At 72.4% G+C, this 21,168-nt stretch carries 23 protein-coding genes; 13 read left to right on the top strand and 10 right to left on the bottom strand.

From position 1 onward, the window contains the following. Positions 1–63: 63 nt before the first annotated feature. Positions 64–699, top strand: a complete 636-nt coding sequence (locus tag ABZ272_RS18155; RefSeq protein WP_355051087.1) for a GNAT family N-acetyltransferase — start codon at positions 64–66, stop codon at positions 697–699. Here ABZ272_RS18155 and ABZ272_RS18150 read toward each other — a convergent pair. Further along, positions 652–915 (bottom strand): flavin reductase, encoded by a 264-nt coding sequence (locus tag ABZ272_RS18150; RefSeq protein ID WP_355051086.1) that lies wholly within the window; start codon positions 913–915, stop codon positions 652–654. The genes ABZ272_RS18155 and ABZ272_RS18150 overlap by 48 nt on opposite strands. 198 nt (positions 916–1,113) lie before the next feature. Between ABZ272_RS18150 and ABZ272_RS18145 the strand changes: the two genes are divergently transcribed. The 5 genes from ABZ272_RS18145 (at position 1,114) to ABZ272_RS18125 (ending at position 4,334) form a co-directional block, all read left to right on the top strand. Next, positions 1,114–1,884, top strand: coding sequence for a DUF5753 domain-containing protein (locus ABZ272_RS18145; RefSeq protein ID WP_355051085.1), 771 nt, complete (start codon positions 1,114–1,116; stop codon positions 1,882–1,884). Continuing rightward, on the top strand, positions 1,875–2,066 hold the full coding sequence (locus ABZ272_RS18140) for a DUF397 domain-containing protein (RefSeq protein ID WP_355051084.1): 192 nt from the start codon (positions 1,875–1,877) through the stop codon (positions 2,064–2,066). The genes ABZ272_RS18145 and ABZ272_RS18140 overlap by 10 nt, the downstream gene beginning before the upstream one ends. A 729-nt stretch (positions 2,067–2,795) precedes the next feature. After that, positions 2,796–3,332 carry a DUF2087 domain-containing protein gene (locus ABZ272_RS18135; RefSeq protein WP_355051083.1) on the top strand — a complete coding sequence of 179 codons (537 nt, stop codon included), beginning with the start codon at positions 2,796–2,798 and terminating at the stop codon, positions 3,330–3,332. Beyond that, on the top strand, positions 3,329–3,841 hold the full coding sequence (locus tag ABZ272_RS18130; protein WP_355051082.1) for a GNAT family N-acetyltransferase: 513 nt from the start codon (positions 3,329–3,331) through the stop codon (positions 3,839–3,841). Before ABZ272_RS18135 ends, ABZ272_RS18130 begins: the two co-directional genes overlap by 4 nt. A 67-nt stretch (positions 3,842–3,908) precedes the next feature. Continuing rightward, complete coding sequence (locus ABZ272_RS18125; protein ID WP_355051259.1) at positions 3,909–4,334, top strand: Hsp20/alpha crystallin family protein; 426 nt, start codon at positions 3,909–3,911, stop codon at positions 4,332–4,334. Here the strand turns inward: ABZ272_RS18125 and ABZ272_RS18120 are convergent. Continuing rightward, positions 4,324–5,394, bottom strand: a complete 1,071-nt coding sequence (locus ABZ272_RS18120) for a YafY family protein (RefSeq protein ID WP_355051081.1) — start codon at positions 5,392–5,394, stop codon at positions 4,324–4,326. The genes ABZ272_RS18125 and ABZ272_RS18120 overlap by 11 nt on opposite strands. A gap of 96 nt (positions 5,395–5,490) precedes the next feature. On the opposite strand from ABZ272_RS18120, the gene ABZ272_RS18115 reads away from it, so the two are divergent. Continuing rightward, positions 5,491–6,489: a tyrosine-type recombinase/integrase gene (locus ABZ272_RS18115; RefSeq protein ID WP_355051080.1), complete on the top strand. Its 999-nt coding sequence runs from the start codon at positions 5,491–5,493 to the stop codon at positions 6,487–6,489. A gap of 30 nt (positions 6,490–6,519) precedes the next feature. Then, on the top strand, positions 6,520–7,365 hold the full coding sequence (locus ABZ272_RS18110) for an LLM class flavin-dependent oxidoreductase (RefSeq protein WP_355051079.1): 846 nt from the start codon (positions 6,520–6,522) through the stop codon (positions 7,363–7,365). Between the two features lie 123 nt (positions 7,366–7,488). Here ABZ272_RS18110 and ABZ272_RS18105 read toward each other — a convergent pair whose 3' ends face one another. Then, the gene (locus ABZ272_RS18105; RefSeq protein ID WP_355051078.1) at positions 7,489–7,857 is read right to left on the bottom strand and encodes a VOC family protein; all 369 of its coding nucleotides are present in this window, start codon (positions 7,855–7,857) and stop codon (positions 7,489–7,491) included. 95 nt (positions 7,858–7,952) lie between these two features. Then, a complete protein-coding gene (locus ABZ272_RS18100; RefSeq protein ID WP_355051077.1) occupies positions 7,953–9,656 on the bottom strand; it encodes an acyl-CoA dehydrogenase family protein in 1,704 nt (567 codons plus the stop codon). Positions 9,657–9,829: 173 nt separating this feature from the next. Here ABZ272_RS18100 and ABZ272_RS18095 point away from each other — a divergent pair, with 173 nt between their 5' ends. The 3 genes from ABZ272_RS18095 to ABZ272_RS18085 are packed head-to-tail and all read left to right on the top strand — an operon-like array spanning position 9,830 to position 12,631. Next, complete coding sequence (locus ABZ272_RS18095) at positions 9,830–10,240, top strand: hypothetical protein (protein WP_355051258.1); 411 nt, start codon at positions 9,830–9,832, stop codon at positions 10,238–10,240. Then, positions 10,227–11,420, top strand: coding sequence for a low temperature requirement protein A (locus ABZ272_RS18090; protein ID WP_355051076.1), 1,194 nt, complete (start codon positions 10,227–10,229; stop codon positions 11,418–11,420). The genes ABZ272_RS18095 and ABZ272_RS18090 overlap by 14 nt, the downstream gene beginning before the upstream one ends. Further along, the gene (locus ABZ272_RS18085) at positions 11,417–12,631 is read left to right on the top strand and encodes a low temperature requirement protein A (protein WP_355051075.1); all 1,215 of its coding nucleotides are present in this window, start codon (positions 11,417–11,419) and stop codon (positions 12,629–12,631) included. The genes ABZ272_RS18090 and ABZ272_RS18085 overlap by 4 nt, the downstream gene beginning before the upstream one ends. On the opposite strand, the gene ABZ272_RS18080 is transcribed toward ABZ272_RS18085, so the two are convergent. From ABZ272_RS18080 to ABZ272_RS18055, 6 genes are all read right to left on the bottom strand, one after another. Then, complete coding sequence (locus ABZ272_RS18080; protein ID WP_355051257.1) at positions 12,598–13,191, bottom strand: thymidine kinase; 594 nt, start codon at positions 13,189–13,191, stop codon at positions 12,598–12,600. The genes ABZ272_RS18085 and ABZ272_RS18080 overlap by 34 nt on opposite strands. A gap of 179 nt (positions 13,192–13,370) precedes the next feature. Beyond that, positions 13,371–14,762: an MFS transporter gene (locus tag ABZ272_RS18075; protein WP_355051074.1), complete on the bottom strand. Its 1,392-nt coding sequence runs from the start codon at positions 14,760–14,762 to the stop codon at positions 13,371–13,373. A 21-nt stretch (positions 14,763–14,783) separates the two neighbouring features. Continuing rightward, positions 14,784–15,551, bottom strand: coding sequence for a glycerophosphodiester phosphodiesterase (locus ABZ272_RS18070; RefSeq protein WP_355051073.1), 768 nt, complete (start codon positions 15,549–15,551; stop codon positions 14,784–14,786). 180 nt (positions 15,552–15,731) lie between these two features. Further along, positions 15,732–16,772, bottom strand: a complete 1,041-nt coding sequence (locus ABZ272_RS18065; protein ID WP_355051072.1) for a hypothetical protein — start codon at positions 16,770–16,772, stop codon at positions 15,732–15,734. 241 nt (positions 16,773–17,013) lie between these two features. Further along, positions 17,014–17,583, bottom strand: coding sequence for a hypothetical protein (locus tag ABZ272_RS18060; protein WP_355051071.1), 570 nt, complete (start codon positions 17,581–17,583; stop codon positions 17,014–17,016). Between the two features lie 225 nt (positions 17,584–17,808). Continuing rightward, positions 17,809–18,573, bottom strand: coding sequence for a lysophospholipid acyltransferase family protein (locus ABZ272_RS18055; protein ID WP_355051070.1), 765 nt, complete (start codon positions 18,571–18,573; stop codon positions 17,809–17,811). Between the two features lie 164 nt (positions 18,574–18,737). Here ABZ272_RS18055 and ABZ272_RS18050 point away from each other — a divergent pair, with 164 nt between their 5' ends. Together ABZ272_RS18050 and cydB are read left to right on the top strand one after the other, a co-directional pair. Next, entirely contained in the window at positions 18,738–20,150 is a 1,413-nt protein-coding gene (locus ABZ272_RS18050) for a cytochrome ubiquinol oxidase subunit I (protein ID WP_355051069.1), read from the top strand. A gap of 14 nt (positions 20,151–20,164) precedes the next feature. Beyond that, positions 20,165–21,163, top strand: a complete 999-nt coding sequence (gene cydB / locus ABZ272_RS18045; protein ID WP_355051068.1) for a cytochrome d ubiquinol oxidase subunit II — start codon at positions 20,165–20,167, stop codon at positions 21,161–21,163. Positions 21,164–21,168 lie beyond the last annotated feature (5 nt).

The raw sequence follows: 21,168 nt of genomic DNA, 5'->3' as shown, positions 1-21,168 counted from the left end.
TCCATCATGGAACGAGCGCGATCATCAGGAGGAGGGTGGGGCGGGCCGCCGGATAATGAGCCGATGCCGCTGCTCGTGACCCCCGCCCTGCCTGCCGGGAGCCTCGCCGCCCAGGAACAACCCCACCTCGAGGTACGCCCCGGGCTGGCGCTGCGGCCGTGGCGCGACGACGACGCCCCGGCCGTCCGTACGGCGTTCGGCTGTCCGGCGATCCAGCGATGGCACGTGCTCCGGCTCGACGACGAGGCCGAGGCCAGGGCGTGGACGGCACAGTGGATCGGCCGGTGGCGTGCCGAGACGGCCGTGAGCTTCGCGATCGTCGACGGCGACGACCGGCCGGTCGGCCAGACGGGGCTGCGGGACGTGTTGCTGACCGAGGGGTCGGCGCAGATTTCGTACTGGCTGCTGCCCGACGCGCGCGGTCGGGGGATCGCCACCGCGGCGCTGGAGGCGCTGACCCGGTGGAGCTTCACGCGGGCCGGGTTGCACCGGTTGGAGCTGAACCACTCGACGGCCAACGCGGCGTCGTGCCGGGTCGCCACGCGGGGCGGCTTCGCCGTGGAGGGGGTGGCGCGTCAGTCGATGCGGCACGCCGACGGCTGGCACGACATGCACCAGCACGCGCGACTGCGTACCGAGGGGCCGATCTGCTCAGCGGGGCTGCGCCCAGCCGACGAAACGCGGGGTCAGATCGGGTAGCGCCACGTCGGGGTTGAGCGCGGCGAGGTCGGCCTCGGCCTCCTTCTGAACCGCCGCCAGGTGCGTCAACAGACCCGGGCGGTCCTCGCGGTACCGGCCGAGCAGCCGCAGCTTCGCGGTGGAGCACGGCCAGAGGATGCCGCAGACCGGGCAACGCCACGAAGGGCGCAACGGGGAGTGCGTCGGCCTCTTGGCCGTTCCTTCGGTGTGGGCCACGCGTACCTCCTAGGTCGGCTGCTGGAGGCGGGGGCCGCTTCCGGTCGCGGCAGCGGTCCCCGCTGCGAACGCGTCCGCCGGGTTCGGGTCCCTGCCGGCCGCGCCGTCGATACCCCACTTTCCCGGGAGTCGCTGGACAAGCACACAGCGTTACGTGTTCTCTGTGGCGCAGCCCATTTGCTCCCTGGAAGGAACGGAATGAACCACGCCTTTGTCGCCGCGCTCGCCGAGGCGGGCCACACGGCCGAGAGCCTCGCCGACCGGATCGGTGTGCACCCGAAGACCGTCGCCCGGTGGGCGAACCCGGGCCACGTTCCCCAGAGTCGACACCGCGCGACCGTCGCCGAGGTGCTGGCGCGCGACGCCGAGGCACTGTGGCCGGACGCCCTTCGTCGCCGCGAACCGGTGTGGTTCCGGCCGTGGGTCGACATCGAACGCGAGGCGGTGACCCTGCGGTCGTTCGAGTTGACATGGGTGCCGGGGCTGCTGCACACCGAGGCGTACGCGCGGGCGACCCTGGCCGGCGGGGTGCTGACCGCGGACGCGGTCGACCAGTTCACCGAGGCGCGAATGAATCGGCAGTCGATCATCGACCGGGACGCCGAGGGGCCGCTGCTCATCGCCCTGCTCGACGAGGGGGTGCTGCGCCGCCGTGTCGGCGACGACCGGGCGCTGATGGCGGCGCAACTCACCCGCCTGCTCGGCTACGTCGAGACGGACACCGTCCAACTCCAGATCGTTCCGGCGGACGCGCCCAGCTACCCCGGGCTCGACGGACCGTTCACCATCGCCGACCTGCCGGACGGCTCGCGCCTCGCGCACGTCGACAGCGCCGCGCAGGCGCAGATCCTCGACCGGCCTTCGGAGCTTGTTAGCCTGGAGCGGCGGTGGGAGCGGATTCGCGGCGAGGCGCTGCCCCGGGGACGTTCCCTGGACCTTCTCAGAGAAGCGGCGGGATCATGGACATGACCGGGGCGCGGTGGCGCACGAGCACGAGAAGCGGCGGCAACGGCGGCAACTGCGTCGAGGTCGCCGACAACCTTCCGGGCGTGGTGCTCGTGCGTGACTCGAAGGACCGCGACGGCGCGACCCTCACGTTCCGCCCGGACGCCTGGCGCGGCTTCGTCGCGATGGCCCGCGCCGCCCGCTGACCGTCCACATCGGCCCGGCCTGATCGGCGCAGACCGGCGGGTCCGGCCGGTTGCGGTTCGCGGGCCGGTGGCCAGGTGAGTCGGCGTACGCCGGGCACGAGCGCGGTGCCGCCGCAGGCGGCGAGGACCAGCAGACCGGCGACCACCAGGGGTACGGGCCTGCCGACCGGTAAATCCATTGCCCAACGGGCACGGGTTGACCATGCTGACGCGCATGGATCAGTGACCAGTGGCGCACGTGCGCGATGGGGACGGGTTCGAGTGACCTCCCCGCCTCCGTCCGCCGTGCCATTCGAAGCCCGCACCGCAGAACCGGTGCGGGCTCCTTCAGCGACGTGATCTTGACGTCCCGCCAGCCGGAGAACCGGCTACCCGCCACTGGATCCGGGAGGCCCGTCGGCGCCTCCTGCCGAAACCATGGAATCGCCGAAACCATGAATAGTTCCCGCCAGGTCCGGGTGCCCGCCTTCGTCCGCGCGGACACACCTGACTTCGAAATCGACGCTTCAGGCGTCTTCGCGCCCCCACCGCTGCCGCGCCCGCAGCGCAGCGCCTCCCGGTGTGCCCTCGCCGCGGCAGCCTTCTCAGCACGAGCACGCTCACCGCTGACCGCTGTCCCGATCTTCCTCAACCTCGCAATGAGTACCGGCAGGCCAGGGATGGTGGGCCCGGGCGCGTACCCCGGAAATCACCTGGCGGCTCTCGTACGCCGATGGGAGGGTGACCGGCATGACTGCGCACGCTCTGGCCGGGGCCCTGGCCGACGACGGACGGCGACGGATCTTCGCGGCGGTCGCGTTGGGAGCGACAACCGTGCCCGAGGTCGTGCGGCGCTCCGGCTTGGGGGCGCGGGTCGTGCTCACCGGGCTCCGTCGGCTCGCCGACGCGGGCCTCGTCACCGGCACTGACGGCGCGCTCACGGTCGACGAGGCGTCGCTGCGGGCGGCGGCGCGCGACAGCCGCCCGGCCGACGACACCGAGTCGACCGAGGACCCGGTGCTGCGCACGTTCCTGCGCGGCGACGTGCTGGTGGGCATGCCGGCGCAGCTCGGGAGGCGGCGGGTGTTGCTGGCCCACATCGCGCAACGGTCGTTCGCGCCGGGCACCCGCTATCCGGAGCGGGCCGTCGACGACGCGCTCAAGCCGTGGTGCGCCGGTGGCGCGTCGGACCACGCCACGCTGCGCCGCTACCTGGTGGACGCGCGGTTGTTGACCCGCGAGCAGGGCATCTACCGCCGGACCGCCGCCACCGAGGGCAACGCGTGACCACGGCCGTCCGGCAGTGGGTGACCGAGGCCGTCCGGCCCGACCATCCGGACGCGACACTCCTGCTGAGCGAGTACATGACCGAGATGGTGGTGCGCTACTACCGCCGCCCGGCCCGACCCGGCGAGGTCGAGGCCGCCCTGGCGGAGATGCCCAGCGATGACCTGACGTACCCCGGTGGTCTGCTCCTGCTCGCCCACCACGGGCCGGACCTGGCCGGTTGCGCCGGGCTGCGGTGGCAGGCCGAGTTCGCCGAGCTGACCCGGGTGTTCGTGCGGCCCGCGCACCGCGGCATCGGCGGAGGGGCCGCGCTGTTGGCCGCCGTCGAGGCGCGGGCCCTGGCGGCCGGAGCGGCTCGGATCCGCCTGGACACCCGCTCCGACCTGGTCGAGGCCCGGGCGCTGTACGCCCGGCACGGCTATGTCGAGATCCCCGCCTACTCGCACGGACCGTACGCCGAGCACTGGTTCGAGAAGGAGTTGACGGCCGGCTCGGGACGCGCTAAATAAGAAGAGGAAGTTGAGTCACCTCGACTCAACCATCACCTTCGGCCAGGAGAACCGAGGAGGCATGACCATGTTGATGCGCACCGACCCGTTCCGCGAGGTGGACCGGCTCGCCGAGCAGTTCTTCGGTACGGCAGCCCGTCCGGCGGCGATGCAGCTCGACGCCTACCGCGACGGAGACTTCTTCTACGCCGCGTTCGACCTGCCCGGCGTCGACCCCGACACCATCGACTGCACCGTCGAGCGCAACGTCCTCACCGTCCGCGCCGAGCGCCGCCGACCCTCCGGGGACGGCGTCGAGCTGGTCGCCGCCGAACGTCCGATGGGCACCTTCACCCGGCGCCTGTTCCTCGGCGACACCCTCGACACCGACAAGCTGGAGGCCGGCTACGAGCACGGGGTGCTGACGCTGCGCATCCCCGTCGCCGAGCGGGCCAAGCCTCGCCGGGTCACCATCACCGCCAACGGCAACGGCCGCCGGCAGATCAACGCCTGAAAACCGCCTCGATGGCCGGCGCCCGCCCCGGGGTGCCGGCCATCGGCGCGTCGCCGGCCTTCGGCTCCCGGGCGGGCGCGTCGCCGGACGGTGGGTAGAGGGCGGCGAGGGCGTGGGCGGTGCTGGCGACCAGCTCGCGTAACTCGGTCGGGGTCAGCACCTCCACCTGCGCGCCGAGCTTGAGCATCTCGACACAGCCGTGGCGGACCGACTCGATCGGCACCGTCGTCGTGACCCAGCCGGCCACGTCCGGCGCACCGGCGTTCTCCTGCGCCGCGCGGCTCATCGCCGGCGGAAACAGGTACGTCGTCCGCGCCAGCGCCGCCACGGTCATCCGTACCCGCGCCTCGGCGCGGTAGACGCTCCGCTCGTAGCGTGCAGCCAGCTCCTGCCAGCTCTCGGCGAGGTCGAAGCCGGCCGGCCGTTCGGCGGACACGTCAAGCACGGCCAGGTCGATGATCGCCCCCACCCGATAGGTCCGCACCTGTCCCGACGCCGCGGCGACCAGGTACCAGCGGCCGGCCTTGAGCACCACGCCGAGCGGATCGAGGGTGCGCGTCACCTCCCGAGGCGCCTTCCACCGCCGGTAGCGCACCTGCACCCGGCGGTCCTCCCACACGGCTGCGGCCAGTGCGGCCAGGTGTGGTGTGGGCTCGGGTTCGCGGAACCAACTCGGCGCGTCGAGGTGGAACCGCTGCCGGAGCCGAGCGCCCCGGTCGGCGAGGTCCGCCGGCAGCGCGGCGCGCAGCTTCAGCTCCGCCGTGGCCAACACCGAACCCAGGCCCAACTCGGCCGCCGGGCCGGGCATCCCCGCCAGGAACAGTGCCTCGGCCTCGCCGGCGGTCAGGCCGGTGAGCCGGGTGCGGTAGCCGTCGAGGAGGCGGTAACCACCGGCCGGGCCCCGCTCGGCGTACACCGGCACGCCGGCGGACGCCAGCGACTCCACGTCGCGGTACACCGTACGAACCGACACCTCCAGGGCATCGGCCAGCTCGCTGGCGGTCATCCGCCCCCGGGCCTGCAGGAGCAGCAGCAGGGAGACCAGCCGGCTGGCACGCACGATGCGACCGTAGCCCACCCCGCCGTCGCCGCCGCGAGCGCCAGCCCTCGGCGCGCCTGCGTGGCAATCCCATCCGCTGCTGAGAACCTTTTTCACATGGTGTCCACCGACGCGCCCGTGCGCGCCCGCCCCACCGCCCGACCGGCCCTGCCGAGCGCGCCGCTGGACGTCACCGAGGCGTGGCTGCGCAACCGTCGGCTCTCCGAGCACACCCGCGACGCGTACCGGCGCGACGTCACCGCGTTCCTCCGCTGGTGCGCCGAGCACGACCTGGATCCGCTGCGCGCCACGTTCCTGCACGTCAACGAGTACGCCCGCGCGTTGGAGTCCACCCTCGTGGCCCGCAGCGGCCGACCGTTGACCCCGGCGACCGTCGCACGTCGGCTGTCCGCCCTGTCGAGCTGGTACGACTTCCTCGTCAAGCTCGGTGGCGTACCCGCCAACCCGGTCTCCGGCGCGGACCGCCCCCGCGTCGACCGGGACCACTCCGCCACCATCGGACTCACCCCCGAGGAGGTGGACGCGCTGCTCACCGCCGCCGACGCCGAGACCGGCCCGACAGCGGCCCGCAGCCGGGCGGCCATCGCGCTCCTGGCCGACCTGGGCCTGCGGGTCGGTGAACTGGTCTCGTTGGACCTGACCGACCTCGGCGCCGAACGTGGACACCGCAGCGTGCGCTTCGTCGGCAAGGGCGGCAAGCAGCGCCGCCGTGCCCTCACCCCGGGCACCGCGTACGCCGTCGACGCGTATCTGGCCCAGCGGGCCGCCGCCGAAGGCGTGCCGGTGACGCAGCTCAGCGGGCCGCTGCTGGTCACCGCCAGCGGCGCACGACTCGACCGGCACTCCGTATTCCGGATGGTCCGCCGCCTCGCCCGGGCCGCCGGCATCCCGGCCTGGGCGCGCCTGTCGCCGCACTCGCTGCGACACGCGTTCGCCACCACCGCCCGGTCCGAGGGGGTTCCCCTCGAAGACGTGCAGGACGCCATGGGGCACGCCGACCCGCGCACCACCCGCCGCTACGACCGGGACCGGCACAACCTCGACCGCGACCCGGCGTACGCGGTGTGGGCGGCCCGGTCGCGCCGCCGCGCCTGAGGGTCGTACCCCTGCCCTACGGTCGGCGAGATGAGACACGGCCTGGAGATTCCCTGCGGCGGCGACGACATCGCCGTCGCCACCCTCGTCGAGTTGGGCGAGCTGGCCGAGCGCGCCGGATGGGACGGGGTGTTCCTGGAGGACTACGTCATCCACTACCGCGGCGACGACCCGTCCACCTACGACCCGTGGCTGGTGCTCGCGGCGATCGCCGGGCGCACCGAGCGGGTACGGCTGGGCACCACGGTCACCGCCCTGCCGCGACGCCGTCCGGCGAAGTTGGCCCGCGAGGTGCTGACCCTCGACCACCTCAGCGCCGGTCGGGCCACGGTGGCCGTCGGCGTCGGCGACCCCGGGGACCGGGGCCTGGCCGCGTTCGGCGAGCCGACCGAGGTGTCCGTGCGCGCCGCGATGCTCGACGAGGGTCTGGACCTGCTGACCGGCCTGCTCAGCGGTGAGCGTGTCGAGCACCGGGGCACCCACTACCGCGCCGACGACGTGGCGCTGCGCCCACCGCCGGTGCAGTCACCCCGGGTGCCGGTCTGGGTCGGTGGCAGCACCCAGGCCGGGGCGGTGCGACGGCGCGCGGCCCGGGCCGACGGCATCGTGCCGTACAAGCTGACCGACACCGACGGCTGGGCCGACTTCACCCCCGACGAGGTCCACGAGCTGGTCGAGGCGCTGCCGGCGACCCGGGCCGACGGTCAGCCGTTCGACGTGGCGATCGGCGGGCGGCGTCGCCGCCCGGACGAACGCGCCGAGCGGGCCTACCGCCGTGAGCTGGCCGCCGCGGGCGCGACCTGGTGGCTGGAGTACGTCCCGGTCGGCGACCCGGCGGCGATGCGCGACGCGGTGGCCCGCGGCCCGCTGCGCTGAGCACCGCAGGGCAGCCCGGCGTCGACGCGGGTCCGGCCGGGTGTCACCCCGGCGGCGGCCGCGCGTCGGCTCCGGCGGCGGCCGCGCGGGAGCCCGTGCGGCCGCCGCCGGAGCGGTGTCGCCTCAGCCCTGCGGTCGGCGGCAGAGGCAGAACGGCTGCCCGATCGGGTCGAGGAGCACCACCCACGTCTCGCCGGGCTGGAACTCCGGCTTCGACGCGCCCGCCGCCACGAACTCCTTCTCGGCCACGGCCAGATCGTCGACGTAGAGGTCGAGGTGGTACCGCTTCTGCCCGGTCGAATCCGGCCAGGCCGGCGGTTGGTAGCCCTCGACGAGGCCGAATCCGATGGACACGCCGCCGTTGCGGATCATGGCGTACTCGGCTTGGCTGTGGGTGATCTCCCAGCCCAACGCCCGGTGGTAGAAGGCGGCGTGCGCGGCAGGGTCGGAGCTGTCCAGGTTGACCATCGCGAGGTCGGCGGTTGTCGTCATGCGTGCAGTCTGCGCCGGTGCACCTGCCAACTCCTGTCAGGTACGTCGACTTTTCTCGACGCCGGCGGCCGTCACCCCCGCTCCCGTCGCCCCGCTCAGCAGAGCAGGTCCAGGTGGTGGTGGGCGTCCCCGGCGATGTCCTCGTGCCGCAGCCACCGCCGCGCCCACAGTCGGGCCGCCAGCTCCGCCTGCTCGTCACCCCAGGCGGCGTGCTCCACGAGCAGCGCGGCGGTCAGCGCGTACGCCAGACGCAACGCCAGCGCACGGGCGCCCGCGATGACCGTCGCCGCGCCCGGGTCGGCCGTCACCATGGCGATGGTGTCGCGGAGCTGCCCGGCGACGCCGGCGAGGGTGTCGGCCAGCGTGGGCGACAGCGGTCGGGCCAGGTCGACGGCGGCCGTCAGCCGGCTCAGCAGCGGCGTCCCGGCGTCCTCCCGGGTCAACGCGCGCAGCACGTCCAGGGACAACACGTTCGTCGTGCCCTCCCAGATCGGCAGCACCTGCGCGTCGCGCAGCAGCCGGGGCACCCCGGTGTCCTCCACGTAGCCGGCGCCGCCGAAGCTCTCCACGTACTCGCTAGCCGAGCTGACGGCGAGCCGGCCGGTGGCGAGCTTGGCCAGCGGCGCGACGATGCGCAGCTCCGCGACCGCCTCCGGGTCGGCGCCGACCTCCACCCGCCCGAGCAGCGCGAACGCGTGGCCGGCCAGGGCGAACGCGCCCGCCGCGTCGACCGCGAGGGTGCCCAGCGTGGCGCGGTGCAGCGGCGAGGACGACAGCGGGCCGCCCGCGACGTGCCGCGCGTCGGCGAACGCGCGGGCGTAGGCGAGTCCCCGCCGCATCCCGCCGGCAGCGGCGGCGGCGTTGTGCACCCGGGTCACCACGACCAGCGTCATGGCCCGGACCAGGCCGGGCACCGTCGGGTCGCCCAGCGGCACCGCGTACGCGTCGCGCAGCCCGATCTCGGCGGTCGGCAGCGCCCGGGTACCGAGCTTGTCCTTGAGCCGGTGTACGACGACACCGGGAGCGGGCGCGTCCGGTACCGCGCCGGTGGCCAGCGGCGAGTCGACCGCGTAGCGGGGTACGAGGAACGGAGCGAGCACCCGGCTGCCCCGCCCGGCGCCCTCGGGACGGGCCAGCGCCACCGCCATCGCCGCGTCGGCCGCGGAGCAGAACCACTTCTCCCCGGTCAGCCGCCACGAACCGTCCGCCGCCGGCCGGCCGATCGTGCTGGAGCGGCCCAGGTCCGAGCCGCCCTGCGACTCGGTCATCCACTGCCCACTGGTGATCGCGGTGTCCGGATCGGTGGAGGTCAACCGGGGCAGCCACGCGTCGCGGACACCCGCGTCGACGTCGGGCAGGCTGAGCAGCGCCGCCGCGCCGTCGGCCATCGCCACCGGGCAGGAGAACGTGGCCGACTCCGGCCCGTACAGGTGCAGCAGCGCATGCTGCACGACCCGCGCGGCGGCGCCCCAGGTGCTCCGCGCGTCGGGCAGGTAGGGCAGTGCCACCACCGCGTGCCGGGCGGCGGCGGCCCGCTGCGCCTGCCAGCCGGCCGACACCTCGATGCGGTCGACGCGCGCGCCCCACGGGTCGTAGCGGACCAGCGTCGGCGGGTGCGCCTCGGCGTCGGCGTGCGCCGCGCGCAGCGGCCCGCTCACGTCGGCGGCCAAGTCGGCCAGGCGGCCCTTCGCGGCGGCGTGACCGGCCGCGCCGAGGTGACGCTCCAGCCAGGACCGCAGCAGGGCGTCACCGGCGTACGGGTCGGCAGGGGGTGGTACCGGCTGCACGAAGCGGCTCATCGATCGGCTCCTGGCGCTACGGGGGGTGTGCGCCGACGGTAGACGATGCGTCGCCGTGCCGAAAGAAGGCCCAGTTTCCGGCTTGCCGTGCCTCACCGCGACGGCGTTCTCTACGGTCGGTAGTCGTGGGTGCCGGCCAGTCGTGGAGCCGACCGGCCCGGCGGCGCCGCCCGATGCGTGCCGGGCTGGCCTTCGCCGGGTTCGGCATGGCGCTGTGCTGCGTCGGAGTCGCCGGACTCGGAGCGTGGAACCTGCAGACCGTGCGGCAGGCCGCCGGCCCGATCCGGGAGACCGCCGACGGGTTCCTCAGCGAGGTGTCCCTGGGTGACAGCGACCGTGCGTACGAGCGGCTGTGCGCGGACGCCCGTACCCGCTGGAGCGCGATCGGGTTCACCAGTTGGGTGCGGACCCCGCCCATGGTGACCGACTACGAGATCACCGACGTGTCGGTGTCCACCAAGGGTGGGCGTCCGCGCGGGACCGTGACCGTGAAGGTGACCCGCGCCGGCGGCATCAGCGAGGAACGCCGCCTGCCGGTGGTCCGCGAGGGCGGCGACTGGCGGGTGTGCGGTGACCCCTTCTGAGCCCCCGGCCGTCGACCTGGCGCATCCCCGGCTGCTGCGCCGACGCCAGGGCGTCGAGCCGACCACGTCGACCGAGTTGTTCTTCGACCTGGTCTTCATCTTCACGATCACTCAGGTGTCGCACTACCTCATCGAGCATCCGGACTGGCCTGGCGCGGGCCGTACCGCGCTGCTGCTGGCGCTGGTCTGGTTCGTCTGGGTCTACACCACCTGGGTGACCAACTGGCTGCAACCGGACCAGGGCCCGGTACGGGCGATGCTGATCGGGGTGACGTTGGGCAGCCTGCTGCTGTCGGCGGCCATCCCGCAGGCGTTCGCCGGGATGGGGCTGCTCTTCGCGGTGGTCTACGTGAGCGTGCAGGTGGGCCGGACCTCGTTCGCGTTGTGGGCGGCGCAGGGCAATCCGTGGCTGGTCGACGGGTTCCAGAAGTCACTGCCGTGGATCGCCGCCACGTCGGTGCTCGTGGTGGTCGGCGGCCTGGTGCACTCCCCGGCCCGGGAGGTGGTGTGGACGGCCGTGATCGTGCTCGAGGTGGTGGGCCTGTCGATCGGCTACCCGCTGCCGGGGCGGGAACGCAGCCGCCCGGAGCGGTGGATGGTGGAGGGTGGGCATCTGGCGGAGCGCTGCGCGGCGTTCGTCCTCATCGCGCTCGGCGAGTCGATCCTGGTCACCGGCAGCACCCTCACGTCACACGTGGACCTGGTGCGCCTCGGCGCGTTCGGGGTGGCGTTCGCCGGCTCGGTGGCGCTGTGGTGGGTGTACTTCGCGCGGTCCGCCCCGGCCGCCGCGGAGGTCCTCGCGCGCGCGGGCACGCGTACGGGGGCGCTGAGCCGGCTCGCGTTCAACTACCTGCACCCGGTGATGGTCGCCGGCATCGTCGTCACCTCGGCGGGCGACGAACGGCTGCTGCACGCTCCGGGCGCGACGGTCACCACGGTCACCGCCCTGTTCACCCTGGGTGGCCCGGCGCTGTTCCTCGCCGGGCACGCCGCCTACAAGGCGGTGCTGTGGCGGGCGCTGCCCACCAGCCGGATCGCCGCCGTGGTGGTGCTGCTGGCGCTGGTGCCGGCCTGCGTGGGGCTGGGTGTCACGCTGGTGACCTGCGCGGCGCTGGCGACGGCGGTGACCGTCGCGGTGATCATGGTTGATCGGCTCCGGGCCGGGCGGGGCACGTCGTGACCGGGTCCGCGCCGGGTCCCCGGCCTGCCCACCCGCAGTTGCTGCGTCCCCGTCGCGGGGTGGAGCGGACCACGTCCACCGAACTCTTCTTCGACCTGGTCTACGTCTTCACGATCACCCAGTTGTCCCACTACCTCAGCGAGCACCTCGACTGGCCGGGTGTGGGGCGTACCGCGGTGTTGCTGGGCATGGTCTGGCTGGTGTGGATCTACACCGTGTGGATGGGCAACTGGCTGCGCCCGGACCGGGCGCCGGTGCGTGCCACGCTGCTGGTGGTGACGCTGGGCAGTCTGCTGCTCGCGGCGGCGTTGCCCACCGCGTTCGGTGGCGACGGTCTGCTCTTCGCCGGCGCGTACGCGGCGGTGCAGATCGGCCGGACGGTCTTCGCGATGTGGGCCATCCGTGGCCAGCCGTACGTCAGTGACAGTTTCCGCCAGTGCGTCGTCTGGATCAGCGCCACCGGGGTGTTGGCCCTCGTCGGCGGCCTGGTGGACACCCCGGCCCGGGAGGTGATCTGGATCGGTGTGATCGCCGTCGACGCGCTCGGGTTGGCGACCGGGTTCCCGGTGCCCGGTCTGGGCCGCAGCACCCCCGAACGGTGGAAGGTCGAGGGCGGGCACCTGGCCGAACGCTGCCAGGCGTTCGTCCTCATCGCGCTGGGGGAGTCGATCCTCATCACCGGCGGCACATTGACGCAGCACCTCGACCGGGTGAGCGTCTCCGCGTTCCTGCTCGCCTTCGCGGGGTCGGTGGCCCTGTGGTGGGTGTACTTCGATCGGGCCGAAGACGTCATGCGGACCCTCGCCGACGCCGGTGAGCGGGCCGGACGACTGTCGCGGCTGGTGTTCAACTACCTGCACCCGGTGATGGTGGGTGGCATCGTGGTCACCGCCGTGGGTGACGAACGACTGCTGCACAGCCCCGGCGAGCCGGTCGGCTGGGCGGACGCGCTTGTCGTACTCGGCGGCCCGGCGCTGTTCCTGGCCGGGCACGCCACGTACCAGACGGTGCTCGGCTACGCCGGGGTGGCGGGCCGCGTCGCGGCGACGCTGCTGCTGCTCGCGCTGATCCCCGGGACGGTCGCGCTGGCCACGCCGACAGCGGTCACCGCCGGGGCGGCGCTGCTGGTGACGGCCGCGGTGATCGTGGCCGACCGGGTGTCGGAACGACGGGCGTCTCAGTCGCGGGGGCCGAGGTCGCCGCTGCGGTAGTGCCGCCGGCAGAGCACCTGGTAGCGCACGTCGGCGGTCTCCACGGTGTCGCCGATGACGACCTGTTCGCCCTCGCGGACCACCCGATCGTCGACGACCCGCGCGTTGAGCAGCCCCTCCCGGCCGCACCAGCACAGCACCTCGACCTGGATGCGGGCCACCTCGTCGGCCAACTCGAACAGGCGTTGCGCGGCGGGGAACAGGCAGGACCGGAAGTCGGTGGCGAGGCCGAACGCGAACACGTCCACGTCGTAGCTGTCCACCAACTCGGCCATCTGCTCGACGTGCTCGACGGTGTAGAAGCAGGCCTCGTCGCAGATCAGGTAGTCGACGCGTACCCCGTCGGCCCAGCGGCCGCGCACCAGCGCCCGCAGGTCCAGGTCGTCGGTGACCTCGATGGCCTCGTGGGCCAGGCCGATGCGGGTGGTGACCTGTGGACCCAGCGACCGGTCGATGCGGGTGGTGACCAGGCCCCGGCGGCCCTGCCGGGCGTGGTTGTAGTTCATCTGCAACGCCATCGTGGACTTGCCGCAGTCCATCGGCCCCCAGAAGAACTTCAACGCCGCGGCGTGTACCGGCCGCCCGTCGAGCCCACGCGCGGCCGCGCAGGCGGCGGGAGCGTGCGGCTGGCCGGGGAACGGGTGGGCCAGGCAGATCGGGGTGGCAGCGGCGTCGTCGGTCACGGTCGGGCAGCCTAGCCGATCGACCGGCCCGGATCTGTCAGGTGCGTCGCACGTGCTCAGAGCACCCGTGGTGGGGTGTTGCCGGCCGCGATGATGGCCCGGCGCATCGGCACCGCCAACAGCAGCAGGAACCCGACCACGAAGAAGCCCACCAGTGAGACCAGGCCCACGCGGTAGGAGGCGGTGAGTTGGAACACGATGCCGAACGCGAGCGGGCCGAGCCAGCTCGTACCCCGGTCGCTGATCTCGTAGAAGCCGTAGTACTCGCCCTCCTTGCCGGCGGGGATGAGCTGGCTGAACAGGGACCGGCTCAGCGCCTGACTGCCGCCCAGGACCAGGCCGATGCAGGCGCCGAGCGCCATGAACGGCAGCGGCGCCTCGGCGGGCAGCCAGAACACGCCGAGGATCACACCGGTCCAGAGCACCAGGCTGATCAGCACCGTCTTGCGCGCGCCGATGCGCCGGGCCAGCGCGCCGAGGAGCAGGGCGCCTCCGAAGGCGAGGAACTGCACCAGCAGGATCGTGACGATCAGGGTGCTCTGCTCCAGCCGCAGCTCCTCGGTGCCGTACTGGCTGGCCATCGTGATGACGGTCTGGATGCCGTCGTTGAAGACCAGGAACGCGAGCAGGAAGAACAACGTCAGCGGGTACGCCCGGATCTCGCGCAGGGTGTGCCCGAGCTGCCGGAACCCGTCGGTGAGCACGTTGCCCCGCGCGGCCACGGCCGCCGTCACGGGACGGTCGCGCAGCCAGCGCAGCGGCACCAGGGTGAACGCCGCCCACCACACGCCGGCGGACACGATCGACCAGCGCGCCAGATCCAGGGTGCGCTGCGGGTTGTCGTCCTCGCTGAGCAGGGAGACCGTGGCCAGGTTCACCGCCAGCAGCAGGCCACCGCCGAGGTAGCCCAGCGCCCAGCCACGACTGGAGATGCCGTCCCGTTCGTCCGGACCGCCGAGCTGCGGCAGGAACGAGTTGTAGACCACGATCGCGGCGCCGAAGGAGATGTTGGCGACCAGGAACAACGCGCCGCCGAGCAGGTACCGGTCGCCGGTGACGAAGGCCATCGCGATGGTCGCCCCGGCGCCGGTGAACGCGGCCCCGCCGAGCAGGCGCTTCTTGTGTGCCGACCGGTCGGCGATCGCGCCGATGACCGGCAGCGCGAACACGGTCAGGAACACCGACAACGAGATCAGGTACGGGTAGTACGACCCGGCCGCGACCCGGATGCCCAGCGGGTGCACGTACCCGTCGCAGCTGTCGGCGCCCAGCTCGCAGCCGGCGGCCGTCTCGGCGATGGTGGTCAGGAACGGGCCGAGGAACACGGTGATCACCGTGGACTGGAACGCGGAGTTCGCCCAGTCGTAGATGTACCAGCCTCGGCGCTCGCGGGGGGTGCTCGCCGGAGGCGGGGTGTCGGTCACCGTGGGGGTCACGGTCTCGGCCATCGGGGGTTCCTTCGGTGCTGTTCAGGCGGTCCAGTGGCCGCGGCTGCGGTAGACGTCGCGCAGCACGCCGACGTGATCGGTCATGATGCCATCCACGCCACGATCCAGTAAGTCGTGCATCTGGTCCGCATCGTCGATCGTCCAGACGTGCACCTGAAGGCCGAGCCGGTGGCAGTAGTCGACGAACCGGCGGTCCACCACCGGCACCCGCCCGTAGCGGGGCGGCACCTGCGCGGCGACCACCGACGGGGGCAGCCGCAGCGGCCGGCCGTGCAGCGAGGCCAACCGCAGCCGGGCGACTGCCCGCATGCCAAGGCTGGTGGCCACCCGCCCCTCGGTGAGCGCCCGCAGCCGGGCCAGTCGGGCGTCGCTGAACGAGGCGAGCAGCACCCGGTCGGCCGCGCCGACCCGGGTCAGGGTGGCGACCGTCGGCGCGACACCGCCGTCGGCCTTCACGTCGATGTTGAAGCGGACCTGCGGCCAGGCGTCCAGGACCTCGTCGAGCCGGGGTACGACGGCAGCGCCGCCGACGCGTACCGAGGCGAGGTCGGCCCAGCTCAGGTCGGCGATGCGCCCCGCCTCACCGGTGACCCGCGCGAGCGTCGGGTCGTGGAAGATCACCGGGACGCCGTCGGCGGTGGCGTGCACGTCGGTCTCCACGTACCGGTAACCGAGCCCGACGGCCCGGGCGAACGCCGCGGTGGTGTTCTCGTCGCCCTCGGCGGCGCCGCCGCGGTGGGCGAACGCCAGCGGCGCGGGCGCGTCGAGGTAGGCGGATCGGTTGAGCACGCGACGCAGTATGCCCGCCGTCGGCAGAGCGTAGGTGGCCTGCCGTCGAATATCAGGCCCCCTGGGGGCGCTCCCGTCTCCCGGCGATCGGAGGTGTGGCGAAGACCCCGGTCGGCGCGGCGTTCGTCCGCCACACCGACCGGGGTCTTCGCCTGGCCACGGCTCGCCGTGTTGCCCGGATCAGCCCGGGAGGTTCGTCGTCAACTGCGTCGTCAGGACGGCGCCGGTCTGCTTGTCGAGCACGACGGTCAACGCGTTTCCGGTCGGAGCCGCGGTTCCCTGCGGCCGAGGAAATGCCCTGCCCGTGAAGTTGCCCGTCATCGTGACGATCGTGACGGTCGAGGCGTTGTCGACGGCGGTGCCGAGTTGCGCGGTGGCGGCCTTCGGGGTGCTGTCGGCCATCGTGACGACGCCCGCCGACGGGTCACCGGCGAGTGTGGCGATCCGCTGCGCCTGCTGCAGGGCCGACATGGCGGCCGGCGCGGCCTCGGTGGACGTGGCGGTGGTCTGCGGCAGGTTGCAGCGGGCCCGCATGTCGTTGGGCTGGGAGACCCACAACGCGTAGCACGGGGTGCTGTCCGGGTCGTCATAGCTGGGGTAGCTGGGGCTGGCCCAGCCGTTCTTCCACACCGGGCTCGCCGCGGCCGTGCGATACCTCAGCTTTCCACCCGTCATGCTGACGACGTTGCCGTCCGCGCCGGATTCGATACCGATCTCGGCAGCTGCGGTGGTGGAGGGCGCGCCCGTGTAGCGGGTCACGGAGACGCCATCGCGGTACATGTCCCACGTGCCGTTGGTGGCTTCTTGAATCCGCACGAGGTGCTTGGTGTTGGACAGCGCGGCCGCGCCGTGGCACCGTTCCACGTATCCCTTGCCAGGGAGCAGACTGGCGGTGAACCAGACGAGTCCCGTACCGCAGACGCTGGCCCCACGGGTGATTCCCATCTCGACCCAGTAGTTGTTCGGATCGTAGGGGACGGGGTCGAACAACACCCAGCCCTCCGCTGTCGCAAAATTGCTCCCGGGGTTGTTGACCTGCATCTGATAGACCCCGAGCTCGAATTCCACGGCGGAAATGTCGGCCACCGGCCAGTACACGACCCCGTAGCAATGGTCGTCCAGGGTGCACTGTGCCGCCGACTGCGCCTGGGCGGGTGTCGCGACCATCGAGGTGAGGGCCAGCGCGCCCAGTCCCACGATCGCGATCGCCCGTTCGAGCAACTTCCGATACATATGGCCTCCCGCCGATAGCTGAGCCCGAACTGTCGGGGCCCGTGCTGACGCCGCCGTTCGTCACAGGGTGGCTGCGGCGACCTGGCGATAAGCCTGACCTGCGGTTGGTGCGGCAGCACAGGCTTCGAGCCGTGCGGGACAGTCCCGCACACGTGGAGCCCAGGCGACAGTCGTCCGCGCGGGGCCCTGGCGCCCCCGTCACCCCCGTGGGACGGGAGCGCCAGGGGGCTTACGGGTGGGAGACGCCGCGCACCACGTACCCGCCGGCGAGGATCGGGTACCGGGGTCGTGCGGGCGCCTCCGGGGGCAGTTCCGTCTCGGGGTCGAGGCAGCCGGTGGGTGGCGGCTCGGTCCCGTTCTGGGTCTGGGCGTCGACGATCACGTCGGGCTGCCGTCCACCGTCGATGATCTTCACGTAGTAACCGTGGTTACGCACCGGCCCGACGCCCTCGGGCACGATCGCGGTGAACACCGCGACGTTCCCGGTGACCCGCAGGCACGTCACGTCGGCCCTGCCCTGCGCGGCCACGGTGCCGTCCGGCAGCTCGTGCCGGTAGCGGAACTGCCCGTGCGTCGACTCGTCGGCCGCCACGACCGCCACGACGCCGAACCAGATCCGGTGCCCCACCGTGTTGGGCTCGTCGTACACGAACTGTCCCGCCCCGACGACCACGGCGGCCCCTCTCGGCGGCGACGTGCCGGTGGGTGCGGTGGGCTGCGCCCATGCCGTCGACGAGCCCGCCGCGACCAGCGCGACTGCTGCCGCCGCTACCGTCCCGGTCCGCGCGTACCTGACCATGGGAAACCCCCTCGCGTCGATGGCGTGACGCTCTTCAGCCTCGTCGCAGCCAAGCCCGCGCTGATCCCCGTGCCGAGCCAACCGCCTCCCCTGCCCGGGGGAGCGCGGCCGCCCGTCTGCGCCGATCTTGCACTTTGTGTCGCCGTTATGGCCGGCTAGGCGCGGTATGTCGCGACAGAAAGTGCAAGATCGCGAGGGCCAGCGCGGGGGCCTGCGTGGGGTGCGTCAGGGGGTGCGGCGGTGGAGGCGACTGAGGTCGGTGGGGCGGCCGGGGTCGACGTGGCGGGGGCCCTCGGGTTCGTCGGGGCGTAGCGGGGCGAGGGTGTCGGTGAGGGCGTCGATGATGCGGTTGGTGGCTCGGCGGGCCGCCCCGGGGGTGGTGGCGTTTGACTCGCCGAGGTCGACGGGCTCGCCGAAGTGCACCCGGATCACCGGGCGTCGCCAGAGGGCGCGGGCTATGCCGCGCAGCATCCCCTTCGGCGCCTGGTAGGGCAGCACCTCGTGGGCGCCCCACTGGGCGACCGGGATGACGGGAGCGCCGCAGGCCAGCGCGAGCCGGGCGACGCCGGTCTTGCCGCGCTCGGGCCACATGCCGGGGTCCAGGCCGATGCGTCCCTCGGGGTAGATGAGGATCACCGAGCCGGCCGCGACAGCCCCGGCCGCGTCGTCGAGCGCCTGGTGGACGGCGCTGGTGCCCCGGTCGACCCGGATGTGCCCGACGTGGCGCATGGCGGCACCGAGCACGGGGACGCGGAACAGTCCGGCGGTCGCCATGATCCGTGGGGCGATGCCCCGATCCCGGCAGGCGGCGATCATGACCAGGGGGTCGAAGGGGCTGATGTGGTTCGCGGCCAGCACGAGCGGACCCCGGCGCAGGTGCGCGGGGACGTCGCCGGTGACCTCCAGGCGGGCGAGCAGGGCCACCAGGGCGCGGGCCAGCATGAGGGCGGCCCGCCAAAGCAGTGGTGGCTGCCAGGTCGTCGTGTCCATCAGCGCGCCATCCTCGCACGAGGCGGTGGGGCCGCGAGGGCGAGTGGCCGGAGTGATCAGGGTCATTGGTCCTGGGCCGGTTTGGGCCGCCCGGCCCTGCCCCTTTCTCTACGACGAGCAGTAGTATTTACTACGTCTCGTAGTACGCATAGTTGGGGGTCCAGGTGGACGCGTTGGACGTCGCCCGGTGGCAGTTCGGTGTCACGACCGTCTACCACTTCCTGTTCGTGCCACTGACCATCGGCCTGTCCGTGCTGGTGGCGATCCTGCAAACGATGTGGCACCGCACCGGCAACGAGCGCTACCTCAAACTGACCAAGTTCTACGGCAAGCTGTTCCTGATCAACTTCGCCATGGGCGTGGTCACCGGCATCGTGCAGGAGTTCCAGTTCGGCATGAACTGGAGCGACTACTCCCGCTTCGTGGGCGACATCTTCGGCGCGCCCCTGGCCATCGAGGCGCTCGTGGCGTTCTTCCTCGAATCCACGTTCATCGGCCTGTGGATCTTCGGCTGGGACCGGCTGCCCAAGCGGGCGCACCTGGCCAGCATCTGGGCCGCCGCGATCGGCACGAACCTGTCCGCGTACTTCATCCTCGCGGCGAACTCGTTCATGCAGAACCCCGTCGGCTACCGCATCAACCCCGACAGCGGACGCGCCGAGCTGACCGACTTCCCGGCCGTGCTCACCAACAAGGTCGCCCTGATCACCTTCCCGCACACCCTGGCCGGCTCGTTCCTGGTCGCCGGGTCGCTGATCGTGGCGGTCGGCCTGTGGCACGTGATCCGCAACCGGGACTCCGCCGACACCGGCGCGTACCGCTTCGCCACGAAGTTCGGCTCCTGGGTGGTCCTGGTCGCCTCGGCGGCCGTGCTGTTCACCGGCGACATCCAGGGCAAGATCATGACGGACGTGCAGCCGATGAAGATGGCCGCCGCCGAGGGTCTCTACACCACCGAGAGCCCCGCCTCGTTCTCCGTGCTCACCATCGGCAGCCTCGACGGCAGCCGCGAGGTGTTCGCCCTGAAGATCCCGTACCTGCTGTCGTACCTGGGCACCGGCGACCCGAACGGCACCGTGCACGGCATCAACGACCTCCAGGCCCAGTACGCCACCCAGTACGGCGCGGGCAGCTACACCCCGATCATCCCGGTCACCTACTGGAGCTTCCGCTTCATGGTCGGCTTCGGGTTGGCGGCCGGGGCCATCGCGCTGCTGGTGCTCTGGAGCCAGCGCAGGGGCCGTACCCCGCGCAGCAGGTGGCTGCTGCGCGCCGGGCTGGCCATGCCGGTGCTGCCGCTGCTGGCCAACTCCTTCGGCTGGATCTTCACCGAGATGGGCCGCCAGCCGTGGATCGTCTTCGGCGAGATGCTCACCCGCAACGGCGTCTCCCGCAGCGTCTCGCTGACCGAGGTGCTGACCTCGTTCACCGCCTTCACGCTGATCTACGCCACCCTCGCCGTGATCGAGGTCAAGTTGCTGCTGCGCTACGCCAGGGCCGGCGTGCCCGACGTCAGCGAGCAACCTCCCACCGACGACACCGACGACGCCGAGCGCCCGCTCGCCTTCGCCTACTGATCCCGGAGCCCATCGTGGACCTGACCACCATCTGGTTTCTCCTCGTCGCCGTGCTGTTCACCGGCTACTTCATCCTGGAGGGCTTCGACTTCGGCGTCGGCATGCTGCTGCCCGTGCTGGGCCGCGACGACCGGGAACGCCGCGTCCTGATCAACACCATCGGTCCGGTCTGGGACGGCAACGAGGTGTGGCTGATCACCGCCGGCGGGGCGATGTTCGCCGCGTTCCCCGAGTGGTACGCCACCCTCTTCTCCGGCTTCTACCTGCCGCTGCTGCTGATCCTGCTGGCCCTGATCGCCCGGGGGGTGGCCTTCGAGTACCGGCACAAGCGCCCCGAGGCGTCCTGGAAGCGCCGCTGGGACGCGGCGATCGTGGTCGGCTCGCTGCTGCCGGCGATCCTGTGGGGCGTCGCCTTCGCCAACATCCTGCGCGGTGTGCCCCTGGACGCCGACCACGAGTACGTCGGTGGCCTCGTCGACCTGCTCAACCCGTACGCCCTGCTCGGTGGCGCGACCACGCTCGCGCTGTTCCTGACCCACGGCGCGGTGTTCCTGGCCCTGAAGACCACCGGCGACATCCGCGAACGCGCGGGCGCCCTCGCGGTGCGCCTGGGCGTCGGGGCCGCCGTGCTCGCGGTCGGCTTCCTGGCCTGGACGTTGACCATCCGCTCCAGCGCGGCCGCCGTCGTGCTCGCCGTCGGCGCGGCCCTCGCCCTGCTCGGTGGCCTCGCCGCCGCCCGGGTACGACGGGAGGGCTGGGCGTTCACGGGTACGGCCGTGGCGATCGGCCTGGCCGTGGCGACCCTGTTCGCGGCGTTGTTCCCGAACGTGCTGCCGTCCACCCTCGACGCGGCGGGCACGCTCACGGCCACCAACGCGGCCTCCACCCCGTACACCCTGAAGATCATGACCTGGGTGGCGGTGATCTTCACTCCGGTGGTGCTGGCCTACCAGGCCTGGACGTACTGGGTGTTCCGCAAGCGAATCGGCGTAGCCAACATCCCCCAACACTGACCCCC

The organism is Micromonospora sp. NPDC005979 (assembly GCF_040614415.1).
GTDB lineage: Bacteria > Actinomycetota > Actinomycetes > Mycobacteriales > Micromonosporaceae > Micromonospora.
Note: the sequence above shows the minus strand (reverse complement) of the source record. Positions and strands in the feature narration are given on the sequence as shown.

What these genes read in the sequence shown, in the direction of transcription:
- ABZ272_RS18055 (WP_355051070.1), bottom strand. Translation starts at nt 18,573, where the DNA reads ATGGACACGACGACCTGGCAGCCACCACTGCTTTGGCGGGCCGCCCTC.
- ABZ272_RS18075 (WP_355051074.1), bottom strand. Translation starts at nt 14,762, where the DNA reads ATGGCCGAGACCGTGACCCCCACGGTGACCGACACCCCGCCTCCGGCG.
- ABZ272_RS18100 (WP_355051077.1), bottom strand. Translation starts at nt 9,656, where the DNA reads ATGAGCCGCTTCGTGCAGCCGGTACCACCCCCTGCCGACCCGTACGCC.
- ABZ272_RS18145 (WP_355051085.1), top strand. Translation starts at nt 1,114, where the DNA reads ATGAACCACGCCTTTGTCGCCGCGCTCGCCGAGGCGGGCCACACGGCC.
- ABZ272_RS18095 (WP_355051258.1), top strand. Translation starts at nt 9,830, where the DNA reads ATGCGTGCCGGGCTGGCCTTCGCCGGGTTCGGCATGGCGCTGTGCTGC.
- ABZ272_RS18105 (WP_355051078.1), bottom strand. Translation starts at nt 7,857, where the DNA reads ATGACGACAACCGCCGACCTCGCGATGGTCAACCTGGACAGCTCCGAC.
- ABZ272_RS18135 (WP_355051083.1), top strand. Translation starts at nt 2,796, where the DNA reads ATGACTGCGCACGCTCTGGCCGGGGCCCTGGCCGACGACGGACGGCGA.
- ABZ272_RS18060 (WP_355051071.1), bottom strand. Translation starts at nt 17,583, where the DNA reads ATGGTCAGGTACGCGCGGACCGGGACGGTAGCGGCGGCAGCAGTCGCG.
- ABZ272_RS18115 (WP_355051080.1), top strand. Translation starts at nt 5,491, where the DNA reads ATGGTGTCCACCGACGCGCCCGTGCGCGCCCGCCCCACCGCCCGACCG.
- ABZ272_RS18155 (WP_355051087.1), top strand. Translation starts at nt 64, where the DNA reads ATGCCGCTGCTCGTGACCCCCGCCCTGCCTGCCGGGAGCCTCGCCGCC.
- ABZ272_RS18110 (WP_355051079.1), top strand. Translation starts at nt 6,520, where the DNA reads ATGAGACACGGCCTGGAGATTCCCTGCGGCGGCGACGACATCGCCGTC.
- ABZ272_RS18140 (WP_355051084.1), top strand. Translation starts at nt 1,875, where the DNA reads ATGGACATGACCGGGGCGCGGTGGCGCACGAGCACGAGAAGCGGCGGC.
- ABZ272_RS18125 (WP_355051259.1), top strand. Translation starts at nt 3,909, where the DNA reads ATGTTGATGCGCACCGACCCGTTCCGCGAGGTGGACCGGCTCGCCGAG.